General features: G+C 48.2%; 23 protein-coding genes, 4 tRNA genes and 1 other annotated feature. Of the genes, 13 read left to right on the top strand and 14 right to left on the bottom strand.

The genetic code is table 11. From position 1 onward, the window contains the following. Positions 1–33 precede the first annotated feature (33 nt). The 5 genes from can to K5X84_RS08290 all read left to right on the top strand — a co-directional run bounded on the left by can (position 34) and on the right by K5X84_RS08290 (position 1240). Positions 34–690 carry a carbonate dehydratase gene (can, locus tag K5X84_RS08310; protein ID WP_054491278.1) on the top strand — a complete coding sequence of 219 codons (657 nt, stop codon included), beginning with the start codon at positions 34–36 and terminating at the stop codon, positions 688–690. Between the two features lie 135 nt (positions 691–825). Beyond that, a tRNA-Ala gene (locus K5X84_RS08305) sits at positions 826–901 on the top strand. A gap of 45 nt (positions 902–946) precedes the next feature. Next, positions 947–1022, top strand: a tRNA-Glu gene (locus K5X84_RS08300). Positions 1023–1055: 33 nt separating this feature from the next. Continuing rightward, a tRNA-Glu gene (locus K5X84_RS08295) sits at positions 1056–1131 on the top strand. Positions 1132–1164: 33 nt separating this feature from the next. Then, positions 1165–1240: transfer RNA gene (locus tag K5X84_RS08290), tRNA-Glu, on the top strand. Positions 1241–1285: 45 nt separating this feature from the next. On the opposite strand, the gene K5X84_RS08285 is transcribed toward K5X84_RS08290, so the two are convergent. Beyond that, positions 1286–1903: an arylesterase gene (locus tag K5X84_RS08285; RefSeq protein ID WP_054488465.1), complete on the bottom strand. Its 618-nt coding sequence runs from the start codon at positions 1901–1903 to the stop codon at positions 1286–1288. Between the two features lie 3 nt (positions 1904–1906). Between K5X84_RS08285 and K5X84_RS08280 the strand changes: the two genes are divergently transcribed. The 5 genes from K5X84_RS08280 (at position 1907) to K5X84_RS08260 (ending at position 7071) form a co-directional block, all read left to right on the top strand. Then, positions 1907–2587: an ABC transporter ATP-binding protein gene (locus K5X84_RS08280; RefSeq protein WP_054488463.1), complete on the top strand. Its 681-nt coding sequence runs from the start codon at positions 1907–1909 to the stop codon at positions 2585–2587. Continuing rightward, the gene (locus K5X84_RS08275) at positions 2577–5102 is read left to right on the top strand and encodes an ABC transporter permease (protein WP_199494525.1); all 2526 of its coding nucleotides are present in this window, start codon (positions 2577–2579) and stop codon (positions 5100–5102) included. The genes K5X84_RS08280 and K5X84_RS08275 overlap by 11 nt, the downstream gene beginning before the upstream one ends. 19 nt (positions 5103–5121) lie before the next feature. After that, positions 5122–6012, top strand: a complete 891-nt coding sequence (locus K5X84_RS08270) for a TIGR01777 family oxidoreductase (protein WP_222235567.1) — start codon at positions 5122–5124, stop codon at positions 6010–6012. A 63-nt stretch (positions 6013–6075) separates the two neighbouring features. Then, positions 6076–6483, top strand: a complete 408-nt coding sequence (locus K5X84_RS08265) for a septal ring lytic transglycosylase RlpA family protein (RefSeq protein ID WP_199494527.1) — start codon at positions 6076–6078, stop codon at positions 6481–6483. Between the two features lie 105 nt (positions 6484–6588). Beyond that, the gene (locus tag K5X84_RS08260) at positions 6589–7071 is read left to right on the top strand and encodes a hypothetical protein (protein WP_199494528.1); all 483 of its coding nucleotides are present in this window, start codon (positions 6589–6591) and stop codon (positions 7069–7071) included. A gap of 64 nt (positions 7072–7135) precedes the next feature. Here K5X84_RS08260 and K5X84_RS08255 read toward each other — a convergent pair whose 3' ends face one another. Continuing rightward, on the bottom strand, positions 7136–7756 hold the full coding sequence (locus tag K5X84_RS08255) for a thiol:disulfide interchange protein DsbA/DsbL (protein WP_222235566.1): 621 nt from the start codon (positions 7754–7756) through the stop codon (positions 7136–7138). Between the two features lie 164 nt (positions 7757–7920). Here K5X84_RS08255 and K5X84_RS08250 point away from each other — a divergent pair, with 164 nt between their 5' ends. Together K5X84_RS08250 and K5X84_RS08245 are read left to right on the top strand one after the other, a co-directional pair. Then, on the top strand, positions 7921–8694 hold the full coding sequence (locus K5X84_RS08250; RefSeq protein ID WP_244994776.1) for an MBL fold metallo-hydrolase: 774 nt from the start codon (positions 7921–7923) through the stop codon (positions 8692–8694). A gap of 21 nt (positions 8695–8715) precedes the next feature. Further along, positions 8716–9690 (top strand): GlxA family transcriptional regulator, encoded by a 975-nt coding sequence (locus K5X84_RS08245; RefSeq protein WP_222235565.1) that lies wholly within the window; start codon positions 8716–8718, stop codon positions 9688–9690. Here K5X84_RS08245 and K5X84_RS08240 read toward each other — a convergent pair. The 12 genes from K5X84_RS08240 to K5X84_RS08185 form a co-directional block, all read right to left on the bottom strand. Further along, positions 9677–10804 (bottom strand): DSD1 family PLP-dependent enzyme, encoded by a 1128-nt coding sequence (locus K5X84_RS08240; protein WP_222235564.1) that lies wholly within the window; start codon positions 10802–10804, stop codon positions 9677–9679. The two genes, K5X84_RS08245 and K5X84_RS08240, sit on opposite strands and share 14 nt — an antisense overlap. A gap of 25 nt (positions 10805–10829) precedes the next feature. Next, positions 10830–12092, bottom strand: a complete 1263-nt coding sequence (locus tag K5X84_RS08235; protein WP_222235563.1) for an MgtC/SapB family protein — start codon at positions 12090–12092, stop codon at positions 10830–10832. Positions 12093–12133: 41 nt separating this feature from the next. Continuing rightward, positions 12134–12982 (bottom strand): alpha/beta hydrolase family protein, encoded by an 849-nt coding sequence (locus K5X84_RS08230; RefSeq protein WP_222235562.1) that lies wholly within the window; start codon positions 12980–12982, stop codon positions 12134–12136. An 18-nt stretch (positions 12983–13000) separates the two neighbouring features. Then, positions 13001–13303, bottom strand: a complete 303-nt coding sequence (locus K5X84_RS08225) for a YciI family protein (protein ID WP_222235561.1) — start codon at positions 13301–13303, stop codon at positions 13001–13003. Continuing rightward, positions 13303–13845, bottom strand: coding sequence for an inner membrane-spanning protein YciB (locus tag K5X84_RS08220; RefSeq protein WP_054488444.1), 543 nt, complete (start codon positions 13843–13845; stop codon positions 13303–13305). The genes K5X84_RS08225 and K5X84_RS08220 overlap by 1 nt, the downstream gene beginning before the upstream one ends. Positions 13846–13865: 20 nt before the next feature. Further along, positions 13866–14675, bottom strand: coding sequence for a tryptophan synthase subunit alpha (gene trpA, locus K5X84_RS08215; protein ID WP_222235560.1), 810 nt, complete (start codon positions 14673–14675; stop codon positions 13866–13868). Next, positions 14672–15895, bottom strand: coding sequence for a tryptophan synthase subunit beta (gene trpB / locus K5X84_RS08210; RefSeq protein WP_054488440.1), 1224 nt, complete (start codon positions 15893–15895; stop codon positions 14672–14674). Before trpB ends, trpA begins: the two co-directional genes overlap by 4 nt. Further along, positions 15892–17346: a bifunctional indole-3-glycerol-phosphate synthase TrpC/phosphoribosylanthranilate isomerase TrpF gene (gene trpCF / locus K5X84_RS08205; protein WP_222235559.1), complete on the bottom strand. Its 1455-nt coding sequence runs from the start codon at positions 17344–17346 to the stop codon at positions 15892–15894. The genes trpB and trpCF overlap by 4 nt, the downstream gene beginning before the upstream one ends. Then, positions 17339–18352: an anthranilate phosphoribosyltransferase gene (gene trpD / locus K5X84_RS08200; RefSeq protein ID WP_222235558.1), complete on the bottom strand. Its 1014-nt coding sequence runs from the start codon at positions 18350–18352 to the stop codon at positions 17339–17341. Before trpD ends, trpCF begins: the two co-directional genes overlap by 8 nt. After that, positions 18349–18984, bottom strand: a complete 636-nt coding sequence (locus K5X84_RS08195) for an anthranilate synthase component II (RefSeq protein WP_222235557.1) — start codon at positions 18982–18984, stop codon at positions 18349–18351. Before K5X84_RS08195 ends, trpD begins: the two co-directional genes overlap by 4 nt. Further along, positions 18984–20582 carry an anthranilate synthase component 1 gene (locus tag K5X84_RS08190; RefSeq protein WP_222235556.1) on the bottom strand — a complete coding sequence of 533 codons (1599 nt, stop codon included), beginning with the start codon at positions 20580–20582 and terminating at the stop codon, positions 18984–18986. The genes K5X84_RS08195 and K5X84_RS08190 overlap by 1 nt, the downstream gene beginning before the upstream one ends. Before the next feature lie 52 nt (positions 20583–20634). Next, positions 20635–20739 (bottom strand) — a sequence feature (Trp leader region). 117 nt (positions 20740–20856) lie between these two features. After that, the gene (locus K5X84_RS08185; RefSeq protein ID WP_222235555.1) at positions 20857–22392 is read right to left on the bottom strand and encodes a S10 family peptidase; all 1536 of its coding nucleotides are present in this window, start codon (positions 22390–22392) and stop codon (positions 20857–20859) included. Between the two features lie 122 nt (positions 22393–22514). Between K5X84_RS08185 and K5X84_RS08180 the strand changes: the two genes are divergently transcribed. Beyond that, complete coding sequence (locus K5X84_RS08180) at positions 22515–23213, top strand: AsmA family protein (protein ID WP_233399180.1); 699 nt, start codon at positions 22515–22517, stop codon at positions 23211–23213. Positions 23214–23246: the final 33 nt, after the last annotated feature.

Below are 23246 nucleotides of genomic sequence, written 5' to 3'. Positions count from 1 at the left end.
TCTTATCAGGCTACCGGGACCATGGGATAAATAATGCCAGATATAAAACACTTGATTGAAAATAACAAAGCGTGGGCAGAAGAGCAGGTAAAAAAAGATCCTGATTTTTTCAAACGTTTAGTGGGTCAGCAGTCTCCCGAGTACTTGTGGATAGGTTGTTCTGACAGCCGGGTTCCGGCAAATGAAATTGTCGGCATGGCGCCGGGTGAACTCTTTGTTCATAGAAATGTGGCAAACCAGGTCATTCAGACAGACTTTAACTGCTTATCAGTTATTCAATTCGCTATTGAAGCGCTTAAAGTACGGCATATTCTTGTTGTTGGTCATTACGGTTGTGGTGGTGTGAAGGCTGCAATTGAGAGTAAACCCCATGGTTTGGTTGACCATTGGCTGTATCCTATTCGCGACGTTTACCGTGAGCATGCAGAAGAGTTAGAGCGGTTGAATGAAAATGACCAACTTGATCGCTTGTGTGAGTTAAACGTGGTGGAGCAGGTTAAAAATCTGGCAAAAACCAATGTTGTTCAGGAAACCTGGGATAAAGATCAGCCATTGACGATACATGGTTGGGTTTATCGGTTGGATAACGGCTTAGTCAATGATATGAATGTATCGGTTTCGAGCCGGGAAGGATTGGAGCAGGTTTACCACGTTTACCATCAAAAACTGCCAAAAGCGGTTCGTGGTTAAGATTTGATGAATTACTGAGCAAACTGCAATAAAAATGCTCAAACAACAGTATTTTTAGAAAAAATAGTTGACACATTAGCTCAGGTCACAATAGAATGCGCCCCGCTGTCAGGGCAGTCTGAGACTGTTTAGTGCGGGGCTATAGCTCAGCTGGGAGAGCGCTTGCATGGCATGCAAGAGGTCAGCGGTTCGATCCCGCTTAGCTCCACCAAGTTGTTTTGGTAAAGCACACTGGTAGTAATAAGTATTTGGTTGCGTCCCCTTCGTCTAGTGGTCCAGGACACCGCCCTTTCACGGCGGTAACAGGGGTTCAAATCCCCTAGGGGACGCCATTCAAATACTGAAGTGTAAAAAGTAATAACTGCGTCCCCTTCGTCTAGTGGTCCAGGACACCGCCCTTTCACGGCGGTAACAGGGGTTCAAATCCCCTAGGGGACGCCATTACTTTTAAACACTTAAGAATTAAGTCCATGGGTCCCCTTCGTCTAGTGGCCTAGGACACCGCCCTTTCACGGCGGTAACAGGGGTTCAAATCCCCTAGGGGACGCCACTTAAATCAACCGCCCGCAGGCGGTTTTTTTGTTTCTGGCTTTCACTACTTCGCCAACTCCAGCAAATAAGGCTCCAGAAAATCAGCTATCTTTGGCTGGGCTTCAGCGGTGGGATGAATACCATCGTCCTGCACGTAATCGGCATTGGTGGCTATCTCTTCCATGAAAAATGGTATCAGCGTTACATTTTCTTCTTTTGCAACCTCTTCAAATACTTGGCGGAACTGTTCTGCAAAACGTTGGCCATAGTTAGGTGGTACCATAACCTGACTTAAGCCGACTTTAACGCCTTGTTTCTGCGCCTGGTCGATGATTTGTTTTAAATTCGAGCGAACTGTGTTTAGGTCGAACCCACGAAGGCCATCATTACCGCCTAGCTCGATAAATAAAGCGTCGGGCTTGTGACGCTCTAAAACGCCTTCTAAGCGGCGCAAACCACCACGAGTGGTCTCGCCACTAATACTGGCGTTAATGATGTTTATATCGGGGTGAGAGCTCTCCCAGCGACGATCTAACTCGGCAACCCAGGTTTGTTCCTGAGAAAGCCCATAACCGGCGCTTAAGCTGTCACCTAAAACAACAAGTGAGACATTTGCGGAAACGCTGCGTATAACCAACAACAGCGCTAAAAATAAACACGTTTTCAAAAGGAAGTTTTTCATCTTATGCTCATTCAAGCTCAACAACTGGAAAAAACCGTAGACACCTCTGAGGGTCCATTACAGATTCTGCAGCCAATTAACGTCAGTATCAATGCCGGTGACACCGTAGCCATTGTCGGCGCTTCGGGTTCCGGTAAGTCGACGCTATTGTCACTACTGGCGGGTTTAGACCTCGCATCCTCCGGAGAGGTTCTTATAGAGAACGAAAAATTAAGCGAATTGGATGAGGAGCAGCGCGCAAAAGTTCGTGCTGACAAAGTCGGATTCATTTTTCAGTCGTTCCTGCTGGTACCTAGTTTAAGTGCCTTAGAGAACGTTATGCTCCCGGCAGAGCTGGCCGGACATAAAGGCGCAGAGAAAGAAGCCAGAGAATTACTGGCGAAGGTTGGGCTGGAAGATCGCTGGCATCACTATCCAAATCAATTATCTGGTGGCGAGCAGCAGCGAGTAGCTATTGCCAGAGCCTTTGTCGGACAACCGAAGATTCTTTTTGCCGATGAACCAACGGGTAACCTCGATGCGAAAACCGGTGGAAAAGTCGAAGAGCTGTTATTTGATTTAAACAAGGATTATGGCACCACGCTGATTGTGGTAACTCATGATCAACGGCTTGCAAAGCGCTGTCAGCGCGTGTTGCAAATGGATGCAGGGCAGTTATCGGAGGCAGCTCAGGATGTGGCATAAAATTTCGTTTCGTTTGCTGAAGCATGAGCTGAAACGAGGTGAGCTGACAATTATGGCGCTGGCAATTATTTTGTCAGTCACTGCCGTGTTGTCACTGTCCATTTTCAGCGATCGATTACAGGCTGGATTAACTGAGCGTAGTAGTGAGTTTCTTGCTGCCGACAGAGTATTGAGCTCGCGGAGAGATATACCGCAAGAGTGGTTAGAGCAAGCCGGGCAAATGAATTTGAAAACCTCCTGGAAAGTTGTGTTCAACTCAATGGCGTTTGCTGATGAGAACATGACCCTGGTGGATATTAAGGCGGTAAGCGATGGCTACCCGTTACGAGGTCAGCTGGAAATTGCTGATGAACCTTTTGGGCAAGGTTATGTGGCCGAAGGTTTGCCTGCAGAAGGTGAGGCCTGGGTCGCTTCTCAGTTATTTCAGGCGCTGCAGTTAGATATCGGCGATGACATTGAGGTTGGCAACAGCAGCTTTAAAGTAACGAAAGTTGTTACCTATGAGCCGGACGTTGGTTTTTCAGTATTTACTGATAGTCCAAACGTTATTATTCGCCACTCACAACTGGAAGAAACGGGCTTGATCCAGCCCGGCAGCCGAGTGCGTTTTAATGTGTTAATGGCGGGTGACAACAGCGACATTACTGCCTATGAAGACTGGTTGCTACCACGCCTGAATGACGACACGCATAGCTGGCGCAGTATAGAAGATGGTGACAGTCCGTTGTCGCGTTCTTTGAATCGTGCTGAGCGTTTTATGATGCTGGCCAGCCTGCTCGGTGTGGTACTGGCTGCAACAGCGGTGGCAGTAGCAGCGCAGCGCTATTGTCAGAGAAATTACGATGTGGTTGCCATATTCAAAACCTTAGGGGCCAGTCGCCAGCAGATACGACGTATCTTTTTACTTCACCTGTTATTGCTTACAGCTGCCAGTGTGGCGGTGGGTATGGCGCTTGGCTGGGCCATTCAATATGTGGTTATTGAATGGGTGGCACAGAAACTGGATGCGACCTTACCTCAAGCCGGATGGCAGCCCTACGCATTAGCCGGAGCGACCGGTGTTATCAGTGCGGTTATGTTTACCCTGTATCCATTATTCAGGTTGGTATCAATTCCACCGCTACGCGTATTGCACCGTCAATTGACGGCTGGTAATGCGGTGCGTTGGTTGCAATGGGTACTGAGTGGCGGAACCATTTACGCACTGCTGGTGATTTACAGTCAGCAATGGTGGCTTTCCACGGCCTTGTTTGCCGGTGGCGCAGTTGCTGCTGTTATTTTACTGGGGCTGGGTCGTTTGTTTATTTCAGCCAGCCGTAAAGCGGGTATGCAGGCAGGCAGCAGCTGGCGACTGGCAATGGCTGGCCTGCAACGTCGGGCGGCAGCAAATAGCGTTCAAATGCTGAGCTTTTCAACGGCCATTATGCTGTTGCTGCTTGTCATTGTTCTACGGAACGATTTACTGGAAGACTGGAAACGTCAGCTACCTGCCGATGCGCCAAATTATTTCGCAATTAACATTGCTGAAGATAACGTTGATGACATGCAGTCAATGTTCGAGCGGGAAAATATTCCGTCGACCGATCTCTATCCTATTGTGCCGGGACGTTTAACCCATATTAACGGGGAGAAACTCGAGGACGAAGTTACCAAAGAGGATCGTGACGAGGAAGTCTCTGATGAAGATGCGTCAGAAAATGACGGTCGTGAAGGCATAGGCAGAGAGCTCTCTTTAACCTGGCGTGACAGTTTGCCTCCTAACAACGTACTTACCGCAGGAGAGTGGTGGGGCGACAATGCCGAACCTCAGGTCTCGGTGGAGCTGAATGTATCAGAACGACTGGATATTAAAGTCGGTGATGAACTACGCTTTAACTTAGGTGGCGAAGAATTCACTGTACCGGTGACCAGCTTGCGTAAAGCTGACTGGAATACCTTGCAGCCAAACTTTTACATGATCTTCAATACCTCGACTCTGGAAGATTTTCCGGCGACTTATATCACCAGTTTCAGACTGGATGAAGAACGTAAAAGTGACCTGTATGAGTTGTTCAAGCCTTTCCCACAGGCATCTTTAATTGATTTGGATGCCATGATAGATCAAATACGGGAAGTGATTGGGCAGGTGAGCTTAGCGATTGTGTTTGTATTGGTACTTGTGATCATTGCTGGCGCTTTAGTGCTGGTAGCGCAAGTTCAGGCGAGTATGGAAGAGCGCCAGAAAGAATTAGTTATTCTAAGAACACTGGGGGCACCGGGTAAATTACTGAGCCGTAGTATTACTTATGAGTTTTTGGTGTTAGGTGCCATTAGTGGACTGATAGCAACTTTGGCAATGGAGATATCACTGTTCATACTGCAGAACCAGGTGTTTAACATGACGCCGGTTATTCACTGGAAGTTGTGGCTGTTAGGGCCGGCATTTGGTGCCGTAGTGGTTGCTGTTTTAGGCCGCTTATCCTGCTACCGACTTATTCAGAGAAATACCGCTCAGTTAATACGCAAGCTGACTTAACAAAATAGGGAGGTGACCAATGAACATTTTAATGACAGGTGGTACCGGGCTTATTGGCTCAGCGTTTATTCGCAAGTACCGAAGTGAGCATCAGTTTACGGTCACTACCCGCAACAAGGAACGCGCAAAAAAGGCCTTGGGTGAGGATGTCACTTTGCTTTCTTCGGTGGACGAAGTAACGGATATTGGTCAATTTGAAGCCGTTATTAATCTACAAGGGGAAGGCATTGCGGATAAGCGTTGGAGCGATTCCCGCAAACAGGCATTAAAAGACAGCCGCTGGCAGGTTACCGAAAAGCTGGCGGCTATGATCAAGGCCGCAGAAACGCCTCCTAAGGTATTTCTGAGTGGTTCCGCTATTGGCTACTATGGCCCGCGTGACGCTCAGCCCGTAGATGAGAACGAGAGCCCTAAGCATACTGACTTTGCGGTGACCTTATGTCAGGAATGGGAGCGTCGGGCTTTAGCTGCAGAGGATGCAACCCGCGTGGTTCTGCTACGCACCGGTGTGGTTCTGGCAAAAGGCGAGGGCGCCCTGGCCAAAATGCTTTTTCCATATAAGTTTGGCTTAGGTGGCCCTTTGGGCGATGGTGATCAGATGATGTCGTGGATACAGCTTGAGGATATGATCCGCGCGATTCAGTATCTGCTGGAACACGACAATTTGTCGGGGCCAGTTAACATGACCGCTCCGGGGCCCGTTACTAATGAAGCCTTTAGCCGTACTCTGGCGTCGGTACTGAATAAACCGCACTTTATGAGAGTACCGGGTTTTGTGCTCAAGTTAGGTCTGGGGGAAGTGTCGTCGATGCTGCTTAAAGGTCAGGCTGTGGTGCCCGATAAGTTGCGCAGCCATGGTTTTGAATTTGAGTACCCTACGGTGCGGGAAGCCTTTCAGGTCAGTGTGTAATTCTTTACACGTCTTTTTATTTTCTTAACGGACAGTGTTTTCGAAACTCAGTAAAATTGAGGAATGAAAACAAAAAACCAGTATCCACATAAACGATTAACCCTTGGCGTTGGCATTTTTATGCTGGCGCTTGCAGGGTGTACTTCGATTCCCGCTGAAAGTCCTCAAAACTTAGTTGGTACCACAGAGTCCGGAAAAGCCTCTTATTATGCCATGAAATACCAATTCAGAACGACCGCAAGCGGCGAACGTTATAACCACTTTTCAAGTACGGCGGCTCATCGAACCTTACCGTTTGGAACTAAAGTCCGTGTAACCAATATTGCTAACAATAAAAGTGTTGTGGTCAAAATTAATGACCGGGGACCGTTTATTGATGGCAGGGTCATCGATCTGTCACGTTCCGCATTTAGTGAAATAGCCGATCTGGATCTCGGAATTATTGAAGTAACCACTGAAGTGGTTCACTGACTTCAATGCTCATGCTCTTATGTTACAAAATTTAACAATTTGAGGCGTGACCTTCTAACATATTGATATTAGCCTCCTTAGATAAGTTTAATCTAGGGAGTTAATATGTACTTTTGGAATATTGATGCACTGAAAAGGGACTTTCTTCAGGGACGTTTCAGTCAAACTCAAGCCTTTTACTACTTAGTCTTAATGTTGGTTTTGTTCACACTGCCAGTTGGTATTTGGGGAGATAATACAACGGTCTGGGACAAAGCGTCACTCTGGGGTGAGCTAGTTTGTGTGGTATTCGGAACCGCTGTTGCTTATAAATCTAATGGCGGACGTGATGGACGAGAGTTTCTGGAGCGTTATGTCTCGCTCAGTTGGGTTTTATTCATACGTCTACTTCCGCTCGTAATACTTCTGGCCCTTGTTGCTTCAATTTTCCGCGATATCTTTATCAGTGATGCCGGTTATGGGTTTACGGGTTATGACTTTGCCGCTTTAGTCTTGATAAGCTTAATCTACTACTGGCGTTTAAGCCATCATATGAGTGACTTGAATCAGTCAAGCTTTTCCGGAATACAAGTTAGTGCTGAGAATTAAGGCACTGCCACGGTTGATTTTATAAAACGAAGGGGAGAGCTTGTAGCTTTCCCCTTATTTATTTTTATGAAGACTTGCTCATTAACTGCTCGATGACGAGCTTCAGGTCACCAATAAGATCATCGCTGTTGCGGAAGCCATTCATCAGAATTTTGTATTTGCCGTTCACGATAAGTGTTGGGGTGCTAGTGATGTTTTTATCACGAGCGTCTTTATCCATTTGTTTTGCGCGGGCTTTTACCGAGAAGTTATTGAAGCCACGTTTAAAGTCATCTTCAGAAATGCCGGCCTGAATAAAAATATCTTTAATTTTTTCCTGGGTATCAATCGACCGACGTTGCCCGAATTGCTGTTCAAAAATATGCTCGCTAATGGCTTGCTCTTTGCCCAGCATTAAGGCTAATGAATAGGCTTGGGTCATTTTGCTGCCCATGCCCGGTTTAGGGCTCAACCCTGACGTGTGTGACTTCTTAAAGGCTTCAGGAAATGTAGCGGCAAGTTCTTTTGCGATGGGCTCGAAACGGTAACAGGCCATGCAATAAAGAGAGAAGTACTCAATAATTTCAGGCGTTGTCGAAGCCGGGTTATCTAAAACTTCGTAGTGCCTGTTCTCGCTAAACTCCTCGGCCTGCAATGTAGCTGCCATGAATAGTGCGCAAACGAACATTGTGATTCTTACTAGCATAGCGAACTCCTTTTCCTTTTTATTATTGTTGGTAATAAGTATTACAGGTAATTATGATAAGAACAATTGAGGCTGTCCCGATTATATCGTTAAATGTCCATCAGGCCACTCTTCTTTGTCGTGTTTATTGATAACAATAGCTTCCGTTAACAACAACGGAGACTATGATGAAATTTACACAAATTCGTAATGCGACACTAAAACTTACTTTTGCCGGAAAAACCTTTTTAATTGATCCTATGCTGGCGGAGAAAGGGCGCTACCCTGGTTTTGAAGGCACGCTAAACAGCCATTTGCGTAATCCTACTATTGGTTTGCCCTTGTCGATGGATGAAATTCTAGATGTGGATGCGGTGATTGTCACACATACTCATCCTGATCACTGGGATGAAGTGGCAGTGCAGAGCATTCCGAAGGACAAGCTGATTTTCGTGCAGCACGAAGCGGATGCTCATGTGCTTAAAGAGCAAGGCTTCATGAACCTTCAAATACTCACGGAAAATACTGAGTTTGAAGGCATGGCATTACACAAAACACCGGGCCAGCATGGCAGTGATGTGACTTTGTCGATGGCCAAGGATGTATTGGGTGAGGTTTGCGGTGTTGTCTTTAAGCATGATGGGGAAAAGACGCTTTATTTGGCGGGTGACACGGTCTGGAACGCTTATGTTGAAAATAGCTTGAAACAATACCAACCAGAGGTAGTTATACTGAACGCCGGAGATGCTCAGATACCTCAGTTAGGTTCCATTATTATGGATAAAGAAGACGTTTACCAGGTTTATAAGGCGGCGCCGGAAGCGGTATTAATTGCCAGCCATATGGAATCGGTGAATCACGCCGCGTTATCGCGCGTGGAGTTGCGTCAATTTTTAGTAGAAAAGAATATTACTAATTCAGTGTTGGTACCGGAAGACGGTGAAAGTTATAGTTTTTAAACGTTTTTCAGAGGGACAGTTATGAAACAGCCAGTTGTTGCCCCAGTGGTTGCTTTAGTGGCATTTAATCAGTTCAGCTCATTTCACTTTTCTGTCCCCTGCATTATTTTTAAAGACATTATGCCGGAGCAGCCTCTTTTTGATTTAAGGGTCTGCGCCGGCGACGTTGGGGAGCTTAAGTCGAATGCGGGGCTTCAAATAACGCCTGAATATGATGTTACCGGGTTAAGAAGTGCGGACATTGTCATTGTGCCCTTTTGGCGAAACCCGGCGGAACGTCCTCCTCAGCCATTGCTGGATGAATTGAGAAAAGCCTACGACCGGGGTGCACAGATTGTGGGCTTGTGTCTGGGCACTTATGTTTTGGCTTATGCGGGTCTGCTTTCTGGCAAGAAAGCTTCAACGCACTGGGAATTTGAGCAGGACTTTCAGCAGCGTTTTCCAGATGTAACTCTGGATTCTAATTCACTTTATGTGGACAGTGGAAATATCGTCACATCGGCCGGAACCGGTGCGGGACTTGATTGCTGTTTATATTTGGTACGCCAGCAATACGGCAGCGAAGTTGCCAATAAAGTGGCGCGACGTATGGTGATACCGCCTTATCGTAACGGCGGGCAGGCACAATTTATTGACAGACCGGTACCAAAGTCGACACCCAATAGCCGTATTAACCAACTGCTAGACTATTTAAGGCTGAAGTTGGGAGAAAGCCACAGCCTGGATGAGTTGGCTGAACGTGTCATGATGACTCGCCGCACATTCAGTCGGCAGTTTCAGAAAGCTACCGGCATGTCAGTTGGAGATTGGTTGGTGAACGAACGCTTACGTCTTAGCCAGGATCTTCTGGAGTCGACCGACTTGTCAATTGAAGTCATTGCGAGCCAATGCGGTTTCAACTCAGCTCTTTCATTACGGAATCATTTTAAAGCGCAATTTAATGTCTCCCCAAGTGAGTGGCGAAAAACCTTTAGGGGAGAACCTACCAGCCAATAATGCGTTGCCAGGTGTTATGCGAACCGTCACTCATTAATACGTGGTAAACCGGATGCATAGCCGCAGTGGCACAGGCATGGTTAGGTAAAATGCGCAGCTGATGGCCAACAGGAAAGTCTTCTGGTTGGTAAGCTTCGGTTAACTCAATGACACCGTGCTCTTGCGAGGTGCTGTTAACGCACAAGCCGTCCAGCAGTGAGCCATCTGCTCTGCAGACTTGTCCGTAGCCAAAGTCCTGGCTCTGGCCTGCTGTACCGCGATCACGCGACAGGGCCATCCAGCCGCTGTCGGTCAGCAACCAATTCTTTTCTTTGTTGTGGCCAATGACTGTTGTGACTACCGACATGGCTATGTCCGAAAAGCCGCACACGCCGATGTTTTTCATAACTAAGTCAAAGGTGGTGTAAACGCCGGCTCTGACCTCACTAATGTCACTAAAGTCGTCGCCAAAATGCGCTGTCGGCGTTGAACCAACGCTGGTTATAGCGCAGCTAATGCCAGCCGCCTGAAGGTTGTCCTGAGCAACTCTAACGGCATCGCATTCTTGTTTGGCGAAGTTTTTTACCCCTTGTTCCGTATTGCAGGCGTACGAGCCACCGGCGTGGGTCATTAAACCGGTGAAATGAGCGCCAAGTTCTTTGGCAATGGTTAACAATTGCGGGTCTCCCGGCTTAATACCACCACGGTGGTCATCACTGTCTATTTCGATGAAAACGGAAAAGTCTTGCCCGAACTGGTCAGCAAAATCGGAAACGGCCTGCGCCTGCACCATATTGTCTATCAGAATATGCAGGTGAATACCTTGCAGTCTTAGTGCGGCTACTCGTTTGAGTTTCTCGGGAGCTATGCCGACGGCATAGAGTAAATCGGTATAACCTGCCTTCGCGTAGGCTTCTGCCTCAGCTAAGGTTGATACTGTAGCCGGAGCATTCTTACTATCGAGTAGGTATTCAGCCGCTTCCAGAGTACGTAGAGTTTTTAAATGTGGGCGTAAATGACTGCCCAGAGACTCAACCCGTTGCTTAAGATAGCCAATGTTACTTTTTAATTTAGCTTCATCGATGAGCAAATAAGGTGTATCCGGATGTGTGATCCAGTCAGGAGCGGATTTCATAATTGTTGTCCTGCATTTGTGATGATTAAAACTGCCAAAAACCGTAAAGCGAGCCGGGAATAACGCTTAAAATCATGTAAACAGCGTAACGATAGTGCAATTTAATGCCGGCGACAGAGGCGAACATAACGCCTTTAAGCAGGGTATTGCTGGCACAGGCTAAGATAATTCCCATAGCGGCGACCTGACCGGAGAGTTCGCCCTGAGCCGAGCGTGACAGCGACAGGGTAATGGCGTCAACATCCATCAGGCCGGATACTATAGCAAGGCTGTATATTCCAGCATCACCAAACCATTTTTTCATTGCCTCCGCCAGTAGCAGAATAACCGCTAACAAAATACCAAACTGAATGGCAGTGGTCAGTTGCAGTGGGTTACTGATGGTTATCTCTCCGGTCTTCGATGGTGGTTTACGTTTATTTTGTCTGTACATGAGTGCTATGACCGTTAATAACCCGGCGAACATGAGAAGAATAGGCGGCCACAATAGCGTTAGAAGCTCACGGTTAACAACAAAGACCTCAATAAGAACACGCGGGAACATAATGCTACACGCGAGAAGCATGCCACTGGCGTAAATGACACTGTGAGAATTCTTTTTCGCAAAACGAGCCATCGTTAAGGTCACTGCGGTGGATGATGCGAAGCCCCCGGCAATGGCGGTAATTAAGGTGCCGCGCTTCTCTCCCAGCAACTGAGTAAACAGGTAGCCAATAAAAGACAGACCCGAAATTAATACCACCATCCACCACAGCCAGTAGGGGTTTAGTGCCTGCCAGGGGCCGTAACCTTCATCTGGCAGCAAAGGCAGAACAACCACAGATATCAGCAGTAAAGTGATGCCAGAGTAAAAGGCTTTAGGTGAAATGCGTTTAAGCAATTTGTGCAGACTCTTTTTATGGCCGAGAAGAGCAACCACTACAGCACCGCAACTGAGTGCAGGTAAAGGGTCGCCGGAGGCTGCCCAAATTGCCAGCGCAAAAGTCAGCAGCATTGAGAATTCGGTGGTAATACCCGCGTCATCGGAGAGCTTGCTATGACTGATATAAGACGATGCAATGAGTATGGCAACAACAAAGAACCCGGTAACGATAAGCCACACGCCCCATTGTTGAGCTAAAATCGCAAAAACGCCGCCACTGAGTCCTATTAAACTGAAGGTTCTTACGCCGGCAACTCGCGTGCCGTCATCACTGTCCCTGCCGCTCCAGCCGCGTTCAATGCCTATCATCAGGCCCAATGCCAGAGCTGCCAGTAAGGATAACGCTAGTTCCATTTGGTAATGCATTGTGAAGCGTCCTTATTAATTGCACTGACTTTATAATGACTTTAATTGACCTTCAGTGCGTCTAGCAAGTTTTTACGCCAGAGAGACTCTTTGAACTGACTGCGAAAGAAGTTGAAATGGCCAATACCTTTACTCTCGGTCATTTCCGGGGTCAGGTCTTTCAACACCTTGTCTGCGTTAGGGTAATGCGCTAGCAGGTTTTCAATATTGGAGCGTTGCAACAACTCGTCATCAGCAATATGAAAGGCGCTGATAGGGGCTGAAAATGCTTTATAGCGTTTCTTTTGTTCCGTGCTGATATTGTCAAACAAGTAGTCTTTACTGCGGCACCAGCGACTCCATTGCTTCATGGCTGCTGCAGGCATGTCACCGACCATATTCAGGCGCTTCCCCGGAAAATAACCGGCAATGGGAGTGCTAATAGGAGCTGCAAAATACCATAACAACCAGGATGTCCAGCGGACCTGTTTGCTGGCTTTCAGCCAATAGCCGGTACCGCTGGCTATGGTTACCATCTTATCTATCTTATTGGCGTTATGTGCCATGGCAACAATTTGCCCACCCAGGCTGTGAGCCAGCCAGATTAGGGGGTCGCCCTTCTGACAGGACTGCGCATAGTCAAGTACCGAGGTGATATCGAGCTCAGCCCAGTCAATAATATCGGATTTTATTTGCTTAAGTGGTTTATCAACCGACTGGCCAATACCGTAGTAGTCAAAAGTAATGACCCGGTAGCCCTGTTCGCTTAACCAACGGGCTATAGGCTGGTAAAAACGTTGCTTCACACCCAAAGCGGCGGCTATAACAATTGTGGCCTTAGCGGTTGACTCAGGTTCAAAACGTACACAATGCAGGTAGCGGTTATTGGCGGTGAGTTCAACGCTTTTCATAGTCACTGATTAATTCGGTTAGTTCGGTAAAACGGCGTTGAATGGCTTCACCGTCGCTTTCTTGTAGACACCGGCTTGCCAGTAAGGATCGTCGTTGGCCCATTGTTCCGCTTCTTCCTGAGAATCAAATTCAGCGATGACCACTGAGCCGGTAAAACCGAGTACACCCGGGTCAAGCTCTGCAATAGCCGGGCAGGGACCGGCGACCAGTAAGCGACCGTCGTTCTGTAAGGCTTTTAAGCGCTCAAGGTGAGCAGGGCGTGCCTGCTTGCGGCCTTCCAGTGAGTTTTCATGGTCTTCTGCGAAAATAACAAACCACATTAGTGTGTGTTCTCCTCATCAATGGCGTGGTGGTACATGTAAAACCCGGTGCCAATTGTGAATATGAGTGAAATACCCAAAATGCCGAATACTTTAAAATTAACCCAGGCTTCCTGACTCCAATACTCCGCAATGTAGAGGTTCACGGCTGCCAATGCCACGCAAAAGATGATCCATGCGTAGGTCAGCCTCAGCCAGGCAATGTCAGGCAGTTTGATATCTTTACCCATCATAGCCTGAATCGGGCTGCGTTTTTTCCAAACTAAGCCGCCCAAAAGTAGAAATGCAATAGCGAGATACACAACAGAGACTTTCATTTTGATGAACCAGTCGTCACGCAATAACAGCGTTACTGCACCGAATAGCATAACAACGACTAATATCACCCAGTGGCGTGTTGTCAGTGGTTGCTTTAGCAGCTTAAGGCCCAATAACTGAACCACTGTCCCTGCCATTAGTACGCCGGTAGCGACGTAAATATCGGCCATTTTGTAAAACACAAAAAAAGCGATTATGGGTAAATACTCTAACAACAGGGCCATTAACTACTCCGGTGGCAACTTTATGACAATTGGGTTGCGGCCTTCATGCCTTTTACAAAAGCTCTAAGATCCGCTGTTTGCTGCGCGTTATTGTCGAGGTTTTTCTCAATAAGCGCAACCACAGCTGAGCCACTAATTGCACCGTCGGCACCTGCCGCAAGCGCCCGTTGTACATGCTCAGGCCGGGATATGCCAAACCCAAGCAAAGTCGGCGGCGCACCGGCTTCTTTCAGTTTATTAATCAGCTCAGATGCCGGAGCCTGCATTTGCGTGTCGGCTCCGGTAACCCCTGAGCGGCTCAGCAGATAGACATAACCTGAGCATTGTTCAGCAATAGTGACTAACAGTGCATCACTGGCATCCGGTGGCGCAATAAACACAGCGTCTATACCAATCTCTTTTGCAATGTCGGCAAAACGTTTGGCTTCCTTGGTCGGAACATCGGCAATAAGTACTGAATCGACTCCAACATCTTTCATTTGCTGATAAAACTCACGAACACCTTTAGCGTAGATTAAGTTGGCGTAAACCAATAACCCAATGGGTATTTGTGGCGAATAGTCGCGAACCTCTCTTAAAATCCGCAAAATATCATTAAAGGTTGTGCCCGCGTCTAAGGCTCGTAGGTTTGCCCGTTGAATCATGGGGCCATCAGCTACAGGGTCCGAAAATGGGAGCCCAAGTTCCAGCGCATCGGCGCCGCCATCGATAAGTGCTTTGATAACTTCGACACTTTGCCCCGGAGTCGGGTCTCCTATGGTGACAAATGGCACAAAAGCGCCCTGATTATCATCTTTTAATTGTGCGAAACACGTTTCATAACGGCTCATTGTTGTTCCTCCGTAGCGCTAACTCCAGCATTCTCCTGAGCGCTGAATATACGACGTACGTGATCGATGTCTTTGTCGCCGCGTCCCGACAGGTTAATCAATAAAATTTCAGGTGCATCTGGTTCGGCTGCGCGTTTCAATGCATAAGCTAAAGCATGGGCTGATTCCAGCGCCGGAATAATACCCTCATGACGCGACAGCAACTTAAAGGCTTCCAGTGCTTCCTCATCGGTAACCGATTCATAGCGTGCACGACCAATGGCTTTTAGATGCGCATGCTGAGGACCTACGCCAGGGTAGTCGAGGCCCGCTGATACGGAATAGGACTCTTCGATTTGTCCTTCCGGGTTTTGCATTAAAAATGACAGACAACCGTGCAAAATACCGGGCTTTCCTGCAGTGAGTGTGGCCCCGTGATGCTTGGTTTCCACACCTTTACCGGCAGGTTCAACACCAACCAGCTCGACGTCTTCTTCGTCGATGAAGTCGGCGAACATGCCAATGGCGTTTGAGCCACCACCGACACAGGCAATAACTTCATCGGGTAAACGACCGGCCTGCTCCTTAATTTGGGCCTTAGCCTCCTCACCAATCATGCGGTGGAATTCGCGCACTATGGTCGGGAAGGGGTGTGCCCCGGCGGCAGTTCCTAATAAGTAATGAGTATCCGGGTAGCTGGAAGTCCAGTCGCGCAGCGCTTCGTTGACCGCGTCTTTTAAAGTACCGCTGCCGGTATCGACGGGCACAACCTTTGCACCCATTAATTCCATACGAAAGACATTGGGTTGTTGGCGTTCAACGTCTTTTTTACCCATATAAATAATGCATTCTAAGTCCAGCAGGGCACAGGCAAGGGCTGTCGCGGTTCCGTGTTGCCCTGCGCCGGTTTCGGCAATAATACGGGTTTTGCCCATGCGTTTAGCCAGCAATGCTTGCCCCAGTACCTGGTTGGTTTTATGGGCGCCGCCATGAAGTAAGTCTTCACGTTTAAGGTAAATTTTCGTTTTATTCGGGCTGTGCAGCGGCAGGTTACGGCACAAGCTGAGCGGCGTTGGCCTACCTAGGTAATTTTTCAACAATCCGCGAAACTCAGCTTGAAAATCTTCATCTTGTTGCGCTTCGATAAAGGCCTTTTCCAACTGCTCTAATGCCGGTAATAAGATTTCAGGAACGAACTGGCCGCCGAAATCGCCAAAGTAAGCGGGTAATGACTGACTCATACAGCCTCCTGTTGGGTATGCTTGTCTGATATTCTGTTTGACGAAAATCGACCGTAGTGGCGAATTTTCGTGAATGTTTGAGCTATTTTACTGCTATTTTTAACGCCGGGCTTCCACTCTGCTTGAGAGTTAATGTCGACTCCGGCAAAGCCTAGTTCAATTGCACTGGTAATACTGTCGGGGCCAATGCCTCCTGCCAGCAGGCAGCGTTGTCTTTCTTCATGACTTAATGGCGTCAACAATTCCCAGTTAAAAGCCTTGCCGCTGCCGCCACCGCGGTTGTCCAGAACAAAGGCATCAACCGGCAGGTCCGGCAATTGCGCCGGGCTTTCAATCGCTAAAGCTTTCCATATTCTGACGGCTTCCAGACCGGCTTGGCGTAATTGCTGACGCAATTGAACAACATAGTCGATATCTTCATGACCATGCAGTTGAATAGCGGAAAGCTCGACTTTTCCGGCCGTTTCGATAAGGCTCTCTAATGGCTGATCGGAAAAAACACCGACGTACTCAAGGCCAGTGGCTTCGGCTGTTATTTCTTTCGCCTGCTGCTGGGTAACGCAGCGGGGAGAGTGCTCAACAAATATCAGTCCACCATATGCGGCGCCTTGTGAGCGGGCGTTTATAGCGTCTTCTGCGCGGGTCAGGCCGCAGACTTTGTTTTGCCCGAAAAGCAGTTTTCGACAGGCTAAATCAACGTCTGGCTGAGCGCTCAATGCGCTGCCAATAAGGAAACCGTTAACAAAGGGAGCTACCCGGCGAATGTCCGCGTGTTCGGAAAATCCCGACTCAGCAATGAGTAAGGCATTCTCCGGTGCCAGCGGAGCTAACTGTGCGCTGCGGTTCGGCTCAATGCTTAAGTCCGTTAAGTCGCGGTGGTTAATACCAATAATGTTCGCGCCCAGGTTTGCGGCACGTTTCATTTCGTTTTCGTTAGCGACTTCGGTGAGCACGTCCATCGCGAGCGATTCGGCGATATCACGCAGGATGGTATACTGCGCATCATCGAGTACAGACAGCATAAGCAAAATAGCGTCTGCGCCAAAGTAACGAGCTCTGTAAACCTGCTCTTCATCAATAAAGAAGTCTTTGCATAAAACAGGCTGAGTCACTTGTTGGCGCACGGCGGTCAGGTAGTCCAGCCGGCCCTGAAAAAACTCAGGTTCGGTTAGTACGGAAATGGCTGCAGCATAAGGCTGGTAGTTTTTTGCCAACTGCGGTGCGTCAAAGTCAGCACGAATTAGACCTTTTGACGGGGAGGCTTTTTTACATTCCAGAATAAAACCTGCCTGCTCACCACTTAAGGCTTCATATAAGCTGCGATTACTGGTGCTAAGTTGAGATTGAATTTCCGCTAACGGCATCATTTCAGCCTGAGCTTTGTTTTGCTCAACTTTGCGCTCGACAATGGTTTTAAGCACATTCTTTTTCAAGCTGATGCTTTCAGACATGGTAAGTCTCCTGGGTATCCTGTACGCGGCGTAAGTGCAAGAGTGCCTGGCCGGTATCTAAATGCTCCAGTGTTGCTGCAGTTGCGGCTTTCATATCGCTGTATTGTCCACTTAAATAAAGCAAAGCTGCAACGTTCATAGCAACTGAGTGGCGCTGAGCGGGGCTGCCGCCTCCGGCAAGAATGTCTTCCAGAATACGGGCATTGAAGTCAGCATCGCCGCCTTTTAACTCGTCAAGCGGGGCGCTGGGAACACCAAAGTCGTCAGGAGTAACCCGGTACTCATTCAGCTCGCCGTCACGCAGTTCAATGACTTGAGTCGGGCCGTGCAGAGCCAGTTCATCCAGTCCACTTCCATGTACGACCATAGCACGCTTAACCCCCAGTCGCTGTAGGGTTTCAGCCATGGGTCTTACCCATTCCTCACTATAAACGCCGAGCAGTTGAGCATCGGGTCGGGCAGGGTTAACTAAAGGACCAATCAGGTTGAATAAGGTGCGTGTTTTCAGTGTTTGTCTTACCGGCATAGCGTGTTTAATGCCCGGGTGATAATGCGGAGCAAATAAAAAGCAAAAGCCGTTATCGGCCAACTGGACAGAGGCATCCGAAGGATCCAGATTAACGCGAAGTTTAAGTGCTTCGAGTACATCGGCTGAGCCTGAACGTGAAGACACACTTCGGTTACCATGTTTGGCCACAGCCAGACCCATACTGGCGGCAACCAGAGCAGCCGTGGTGGAGATATTGATGGTGTTGCTGCCATCGCCGCCGGTACCGCAGCTGTCAATGACTGTGGTATCGGGACGGACAAAAGGCTTTGCGGCCGATAAAATCGCTTCGGCGGCACCGGCTAACTCGGCTGGGGTTTCGCCCCGCATTTTCATGGCAATGAGCGCCGCGGTCACCTGAATGTCGTTGAGCTCGCCTTTAATTAAGCGCTGGAAAAACTCACGGGTTTGATCCTGCGTCAGAGCCTCACCAGACATCAGAGTTTGTAGGGCTTTCATGGCTTTGCTCCTGTTAATAAATACTGAATGCTGCTACTAAGTAATTGTTTTCCCTTTGGCGTTAAAAGCGACTCCGGGTGAAACTGAAAGCCAATGGCATGACTAACGGTTCCTGCTTCATTAAAAAACTCGGCAGCCATGGGGATACTGCCATCGGGGCCATCTAAACTGGCTATTACCTTTGTTGCTTCCGGAAGGTCGTAACCACTTAATGAGTGGTAACGCGCTACAACGCACTGGTTGTTATCCGTTGCGGCGGTAAATACGGGATGCGTCACAGTATCGACCTTAGCGGTTTTGCCATGGACAATCTCACCGCAGGTATCAACTCGTCCGCCTGCGTGCTCAATTAACGCCTGAAAGCCCAGACAAATACCCAGCATGGGTATGCGGCCGCTGCAGTATCGGATCACTTCCATCAGGTTTCCGGCATTTGTTGGGTGCCCGGGTCCCGGTGACAAGCATACCAGTTGAGGGCCACTGTAATTTTCCAGCTGTTCAATCACATCGGTTGCTGCCAGTTGGTTACGATAAACGACCAGCGGAAAACCTAACTGGCGCAACTCATCCACCAGGTTGTACGAGAACGAGTCGACGTTATCTATCAGTACGATACGAGCTGACTGAGTCATTATAGCGTCTCCTGTTCAGGTAAAGTGTGGGCTTGCTGAATTGCCAGGATAACGGCCTTAGCTTTATTCTCTGTTTCGGCGACTTCGCTGGCCGGATCTGAGTCATGCACTACACCAGCACCGGCCTGCACTATGGCTTCGTCGTTCTTAACAAACGCGGAGCGAATAACAATACAGGTATCCATGTCGCCATTACCGGCCAGATACCCAACAGCGCCGCCGTAGCTGCCGCGACGTTGTTGTTCGACCTGACGAATAAGAGTCGCGGCGCTAACTTTTGGAGCTCCCACTAAAGTGCCCATATTCATGCAGGCGCGGTAAGCGTGAAGAGCATCGCAGTCGTTCCTCAGTTTTGCCACCACGCGTGAAACCAGGTGCATAACATGAGAATAACGGTCAACCTGAAGCAGGTCGGCAACGTAACGAGTGCCGGTTTCGCTAATACGGGCTAAATCGTTACGGGCTAAATCAACCAGCATTAAATGTTCTGCGAGTTCTTTTTGGTCAAGTCGCAGTTCCAGTTCCATGCGGCTGTCTAAGTCCGGGTTAATACTGCCGTCGGCATTTTTACCGCGTGGACGGGTACCGGCAATCGGATAAAGCTCTACCTGATTGGTGTCCTGTTGATATTTCAGTGCGGACTCAGGTGAGGCTCCAAACAGGCAAAAATCCGGATGACTCATAAAAAACATATAGGGTGAGGGGTTATTCTTCTTCAACTGCTGGTAAGCGGCTAACGGATCAGGGCAGGGCATTTTAAAACGCCGGGACGGCACTACCTGAAAAATATCGCCCGCCACAATGTTTTCTTTTAGCCGGGTAACAATGCCTGCAAATTCTTCTGCTGAGGGTGTGGCTGTTACTTTTACATCAATCGGCTGAGTTTGAGGTTCTATTACCGGCAGCTGACAGCGCGCTGCCAGTTCTCCTATACGCTGACTCATAGCCTGATAACGCTGGTCGTGACCTTCACCGCTGAAAACACTGCCAAGAAGCTCAGTGGTTTGCTGTTGATGATTAATAATCAGCAAGGTTTCTGCCAGGTAAAAGACATAGTCAGGGCAGTTGTTTTCGCCTTCTTCAACTTCGGGCAGCCGCTCGTAGCTGGCAACAAAGTCATAGGCGAAAGCGCCGCCGAGAAAGACAGAAAACGGGTGCTGTTTTGCTGTGTCGTTTGCTTTATTGAGTTTTTGCTGGAGTAGTCGCAGCGGCTCCATGTTACTGATTTGACGTAAGCGGGAGTCTTCATCCAGTGGCATAGTTGCAGCACTGAAGGTTAATGTCAGTTGGTCTGGTGCTTTTTCAATCGTCGCACTATCTTTAAGCTGTTCTTCAATCCAGCTTAGCAAGGCAGAGCCGTTATCAGTCAGGGCATCAATAGTGACCTGTTGATTGTTACAAGTAATTCGTAACGCTGCATCAATCAGCAGCAAGCTCTTTACCTGCTGCTTGGTGCCGATATCGGCTGAGTCCAGCAGTAAATGCTCACCTTGTGTGCTGCAAGTATTCTGAAATACTTGTAGTGGCTCCGCCTGATAAGGCAGTGACACTCTCAGTGTCTCTAAATTGCCGTCTTGTTCAGTTGTCAGGTTTTTCACCTCAGACCTCGTTTTCTCTTGTTGATTTTTAAACCTGCTCCAGTGAAACGGCAATAAAAAACCCGCTCAAAGGAGCGGGTTTCTCAAAGTGAAGCTATTTACGTTACTCGCACAACTACACCACCCGCTCGTTCGGGAAGTGCCACCACCAATGTTGGGTTGTTGTACGTAAAAACATAAGTTGTATAGCTCTCTTAATTCGTTTTAATGCTGACAAACTAACGCTTGAGCGAAAGTCTGTCAACAGTTGTTTTCTTTCTGCTTTTATTCTTCTCTATTGATATTCTGCTGGTTTGCCTTTTGAATCAGACTTACGAATAAACTCACGCAAGTCGTCATTGGCTTTCTCTAAGTCGGCACGGCGCAGGTACATCATGTGGCCACTGCGGTAGCCTTTAAAGTCGATGCGGTCGCTCATTTGCGTGCTTGGATCTAAGTGCCACATGTTGTACTTAGCATCGAAGTAGTTAGTAGCGCCGTCAAAATAACCTGACTGAATTAACACATTCAGGTAAGGGTTTTGCGCCATGGCCTGACGTAATTGCTTACCGGTGTTGTTGTTCGAGCGATCCCACGGATGAACCGGACCGAACATGTTGTATTTAATGTCGGTTACAAAATTTAACTCTTCACGCAGGTAGTAGTTAATGGCTGGCGTGAACGAATGTAACCATGACGTCAGTTCTGCGTTATAGTCAGGACGGTCGCCCGAGCGTTTTTCATCCAGGCCTAAATAGCGTGAGTCAAGGCGGCCAATAGTGCGGTCGCGGTCACGCAGGAGTTCTTTCCAGAAATACCAGGTGCTCGGCGCCAGGTTGTTATCTAATACCGCTTGTTTCGATAAACCTGAGTAATAAGCGACGCGTTCGGCCATTTGCTCGCGGGCTTCACCCGTTAGCATGGCGCCTTTCGCCAGTGCCGGTAAGTACTGGTCCAGCGTGAATTGTTCAACTTCTGGTAGTAACTCGTCCAGATCTTTGCTCTGTAGTGCGTCTGGCAGTGCATCGTGATACCAGGCGGCTGCAGCAAAATAAGGCAGCTGGTTAGCTTGTTTTACCGGGCCATCGCGGTCAATACCAATATCAGTTGGTGACACTAAAATAACGCCGTTTAGGTACATCCACTGGCTGTTTTGCAGCTCCAGTGCAAGACCCGATACACGTGTTGTGCCATAGCTTTCGCCAATTAAGTACTTAGGTGACTGCCAGCGGTTCATGCGCGAAGTAAAGGTGTTCATCCACTCGGCAAGATATTTAACGTCGGCATTAACACCGAAGAACATGTCTTTTTGCTTTTCGCGCGACGGCATTTCGCCATCTTCATTTGGCAACACGCGTGAGTAGCCGGTATTGACTGGGTTAATAAAAACAATGTCAGCGACATCAAGAATGGAGTGCGGGTTGTCCTGCACGCCATAAGGCTGAACCGGATAGCCTTCGTCACTCAGGTTTAAAACCTTTGGGCCTGTGTAGGCAATGTGCATCCAAACCGATGCTGAACCAGGGCCGCCGTTAAAGGAGTAAACAACAGGGCGAGACTCACGGTTATCAACGTCCTGACGTTCATAATAGGTGTAGAATAACGATGCGGTTGGGTTACCTTCGTCGTCCCATACCGGTTGAGTGCCGGCTGTGGCTGTGTAGTCCACAGTTTCGCCATTAATTTCTACGCTGTGTTCGGTAACCACTTCGGTGTCTACCGGCAACATGCGTTTATGATTCGTTGAGCTTTCTTCGGCAACAACAGGTGCTGATACTACCGAGCAACCCATCAGTGACAAAGAGGCAATTAAAGCAAGGCTCTTTCGCATGAGATTGTTCTCCGTTTTTATAATGTTGTCTCAGATTAACAAATAATTACTTTAAAGAGTCAAAGGTTATGCGATTATTGGGTTTATTCCTGCGACTGGATCCTAATTGAATGAGGTCACCGATGAAAATTACACATTTAACACAGGCTTTTTGCTGGCTTTTGCTTCCGGTTATCAGCTTGTCAGCTAATGCCCAAAACCTGTCTGATGCAATGAAAGACGGTTTACAGACAATGGCGTCGGAGCAGTTAAATGCCGATCTCGAAGTGGAGGAGCTTGAGGTTAACTCACTAACTGATGGTTTGACGGCAAATAACGTTCGCTTTGCAACTCGTGTGGATGCCTTGTCGGAGCCTGAGAATCAATTGTTGTTAGCCAAGCAGTTGGTGTTAACTGGTGACTGGCAGGCGCTTGGCAGCAGTCGTGTTGATATTTCAAAAGTATCCATGTCCGGTGCTCAACTGACCGTGGCATATTACGGCACCGGGCGCTCGAATTTGCATGAGTTTTTAAAGCAGATGAACTCAGTGAAAGTGCAGAAAGTGAGTTCGGTACCTTTAAACTGGCGAGTTGATGAGTGGCTGATGGAAGACGTCACTATTAACTTGTTTGACAAAGGTGAACCCATTTTAAGTGTGCATGTAAGAGAGCTTGAGCTGACTGATCTGCAGTCAATGCAAAGTGCTGATGCACAGGTGAAAGAATTGCTCTGGCCTATTTTAGAGCAGGTAGCTGAGCAAGTTCGTGATGGTAACCCCAATTTACAGGTAGATAGCATGGCGCTTTCCCGCTTCTTGCTGCGTGAAGCTATGGCGTTCTGAGCTTGAGTTAAACGGGTTTAAGCAGTACAGTTA

The organism is Idiomarina abyssalis, from assembly GCF_019797805.1.
GTDB classification, from domain to species: domain Bacteria; phylum Pseudomonadota; class Gammaproteobacteria; order Enterobacterales; family Alteromonadaceae; genus Idiomarina; species Idiomarina abyssalis.
Note: the sequence above shows the minus strand (reverse complement) of the source record. Positions and strands in the feature narration are given on the sequence as shown.

Bases quoted from the DNA above. Each gene is read 5' to 3' on its own strand.
- can (WP_054491278.1), top strand. From the start codon at position 34: ATGCCAGATATAAAACACTTGATTGAAAATAACAAAGCGTGGGCAGAA.
- K5X84_RS08285 (WP_054488465.1), bottom strand. From the start codon at position 1,903: ATGAAAAACTTCCTTTTGAAAACGTGTTTATTTTTAGCGCTGTTGTTG.
- K5X84_RS08280 (WP_054488463.1), top strand. From the start codon at position 1,907: ATGCTCATTCAAGCTCAACAACTGGAAAAAACCGTAGACACCTCTGAG.
- K5X84_RS08275 (WP_199494525.1), top strand. From the start codon at position 2,577: ATGTGGCATAAAATTTCGTTTCGTTTGCTGAAGCATGAGCTGAAACGA.
- K5X84_RS08270 (WP_222235567.1), top strand. From the start codon at position 5,122: ATGAACATTTTAATGACAGGTGGTACCGGGCTTATTGGCTCAGCGTTT.
- K5X84_RS08265 (WP_199494527.1), top strand. From the start codon at position 6,076: ATGAAAACAAAAAACCAGTATCCACATAAACGATTAACCCTTGGCGTT.
- K5X84_RS08260 (WP_199494528.1), top strand. From the start codon at position 6,589: ATGTACTTTTGGAATATTGATGCACTGAAAAGGGACTTTCTTCAGGGA.
- K5X84_RS08255 (WP_222235566.1), bottom strand. From the start codon at position 7,756: ATGCTAGTAAGAATCACAATGTTCGTTTGCGCACTATTCATGGCAGCT.
- K5X84_RS08250 (WP_244994776.1), top strand. From the start codon at position 7,921: ATGATGAAATTTACACAAATTCGTAATGCGACACTAAAACTTACTTTT.
- K5X84_RS08245 (WP_222235565.1), top strand. From the start codon at position 8,716: ATGAAACAGCCAGTTGTTGCCCCAGTGGTTGCTTTAGTGGCATTTAAT.
- K5X84_RS08240 (WP_222235564.1), bottom strand. From the start codon at position 10,804: ATGAAATCCGCTCCTGACTGGATCACACATCCGGATACACCTTATTTG.
- K5X84_RS08235 (WP_222235563.1), bottom strand. From the start codon at position 12,092: ATGCATTACCAAATGGAACTAGCGTTATCCTTACTGGCAGCTCTGGCA.
- K5X84_RS08230 (WP_222235562.1), bottom strand. From the start codon at position 12,982: ATGAAAAGCGTTGAACTCACCGCCAATAACCGCTACCTGCATTGTGTA.
- K5X84_RS08225 (WP_222235561.1), bottom strand. From the start codon at position 13,303: ATGTGGTTTGTTATTTTCGCAGAAGACCATGAAAACTCACTGGAAGGC.
- K5X84_RS08220 (WP_054488444.1), bottom strand. From the start codon at position 13,845: ATGGCCCTGTTGTTAGAGTATTTACCCATAATCGCTTTTTTTGTGTTT.
- trpA (WP_222235560.1), bottom strand. From the start codon at position 14,675: ATGAGCCGTTATGAAACGTGTTTCGCACAATTAAAAGATGATAATCAG.
- trpB (WP_054488440.1), bottom strand. From the start codon at position 15,895: ATGAGTCAGTCATTACCCGCTTACTTTGGCGATTTCGGCGGCCAGTTC.
- trpCF (WP_222235559.1), bottom strand. From the start codon at position 17,346: ATGTCTGAAAGCATCAGCTTGAAAAAGAATGTGCTTAAAACCATTGTC.
- trpD (WP_222235558.1), bottom strand. From the start codon at position 18,352: ATGAAAGCCCTACAAACTCTGATGTCTGGTGAGGCTCTGACGCAGGAT.
- K5X84_RS08195 (WP_222235557.1), bottom strand. From the start codon at position 18,984: ATGACTCAGTCAGCTCGTATCGTACTGATAGATAACGTCGACTCGTTC.
- K5X84_RS08185 (WP_222235555.1), bottom strand. From the start codon at position 22,392: ATGCGAAAGAGCCTTGCTTTAATTGCCTCTTTGTCACTGATGGGTTGC.
- K5X84_RS08180 (WP_233399180.1), top strand. From the start codon at position 22,515: ATGAAAATTACACATTTAACACAGGCTTTTTGCTGGCTTTTGCTTCCG.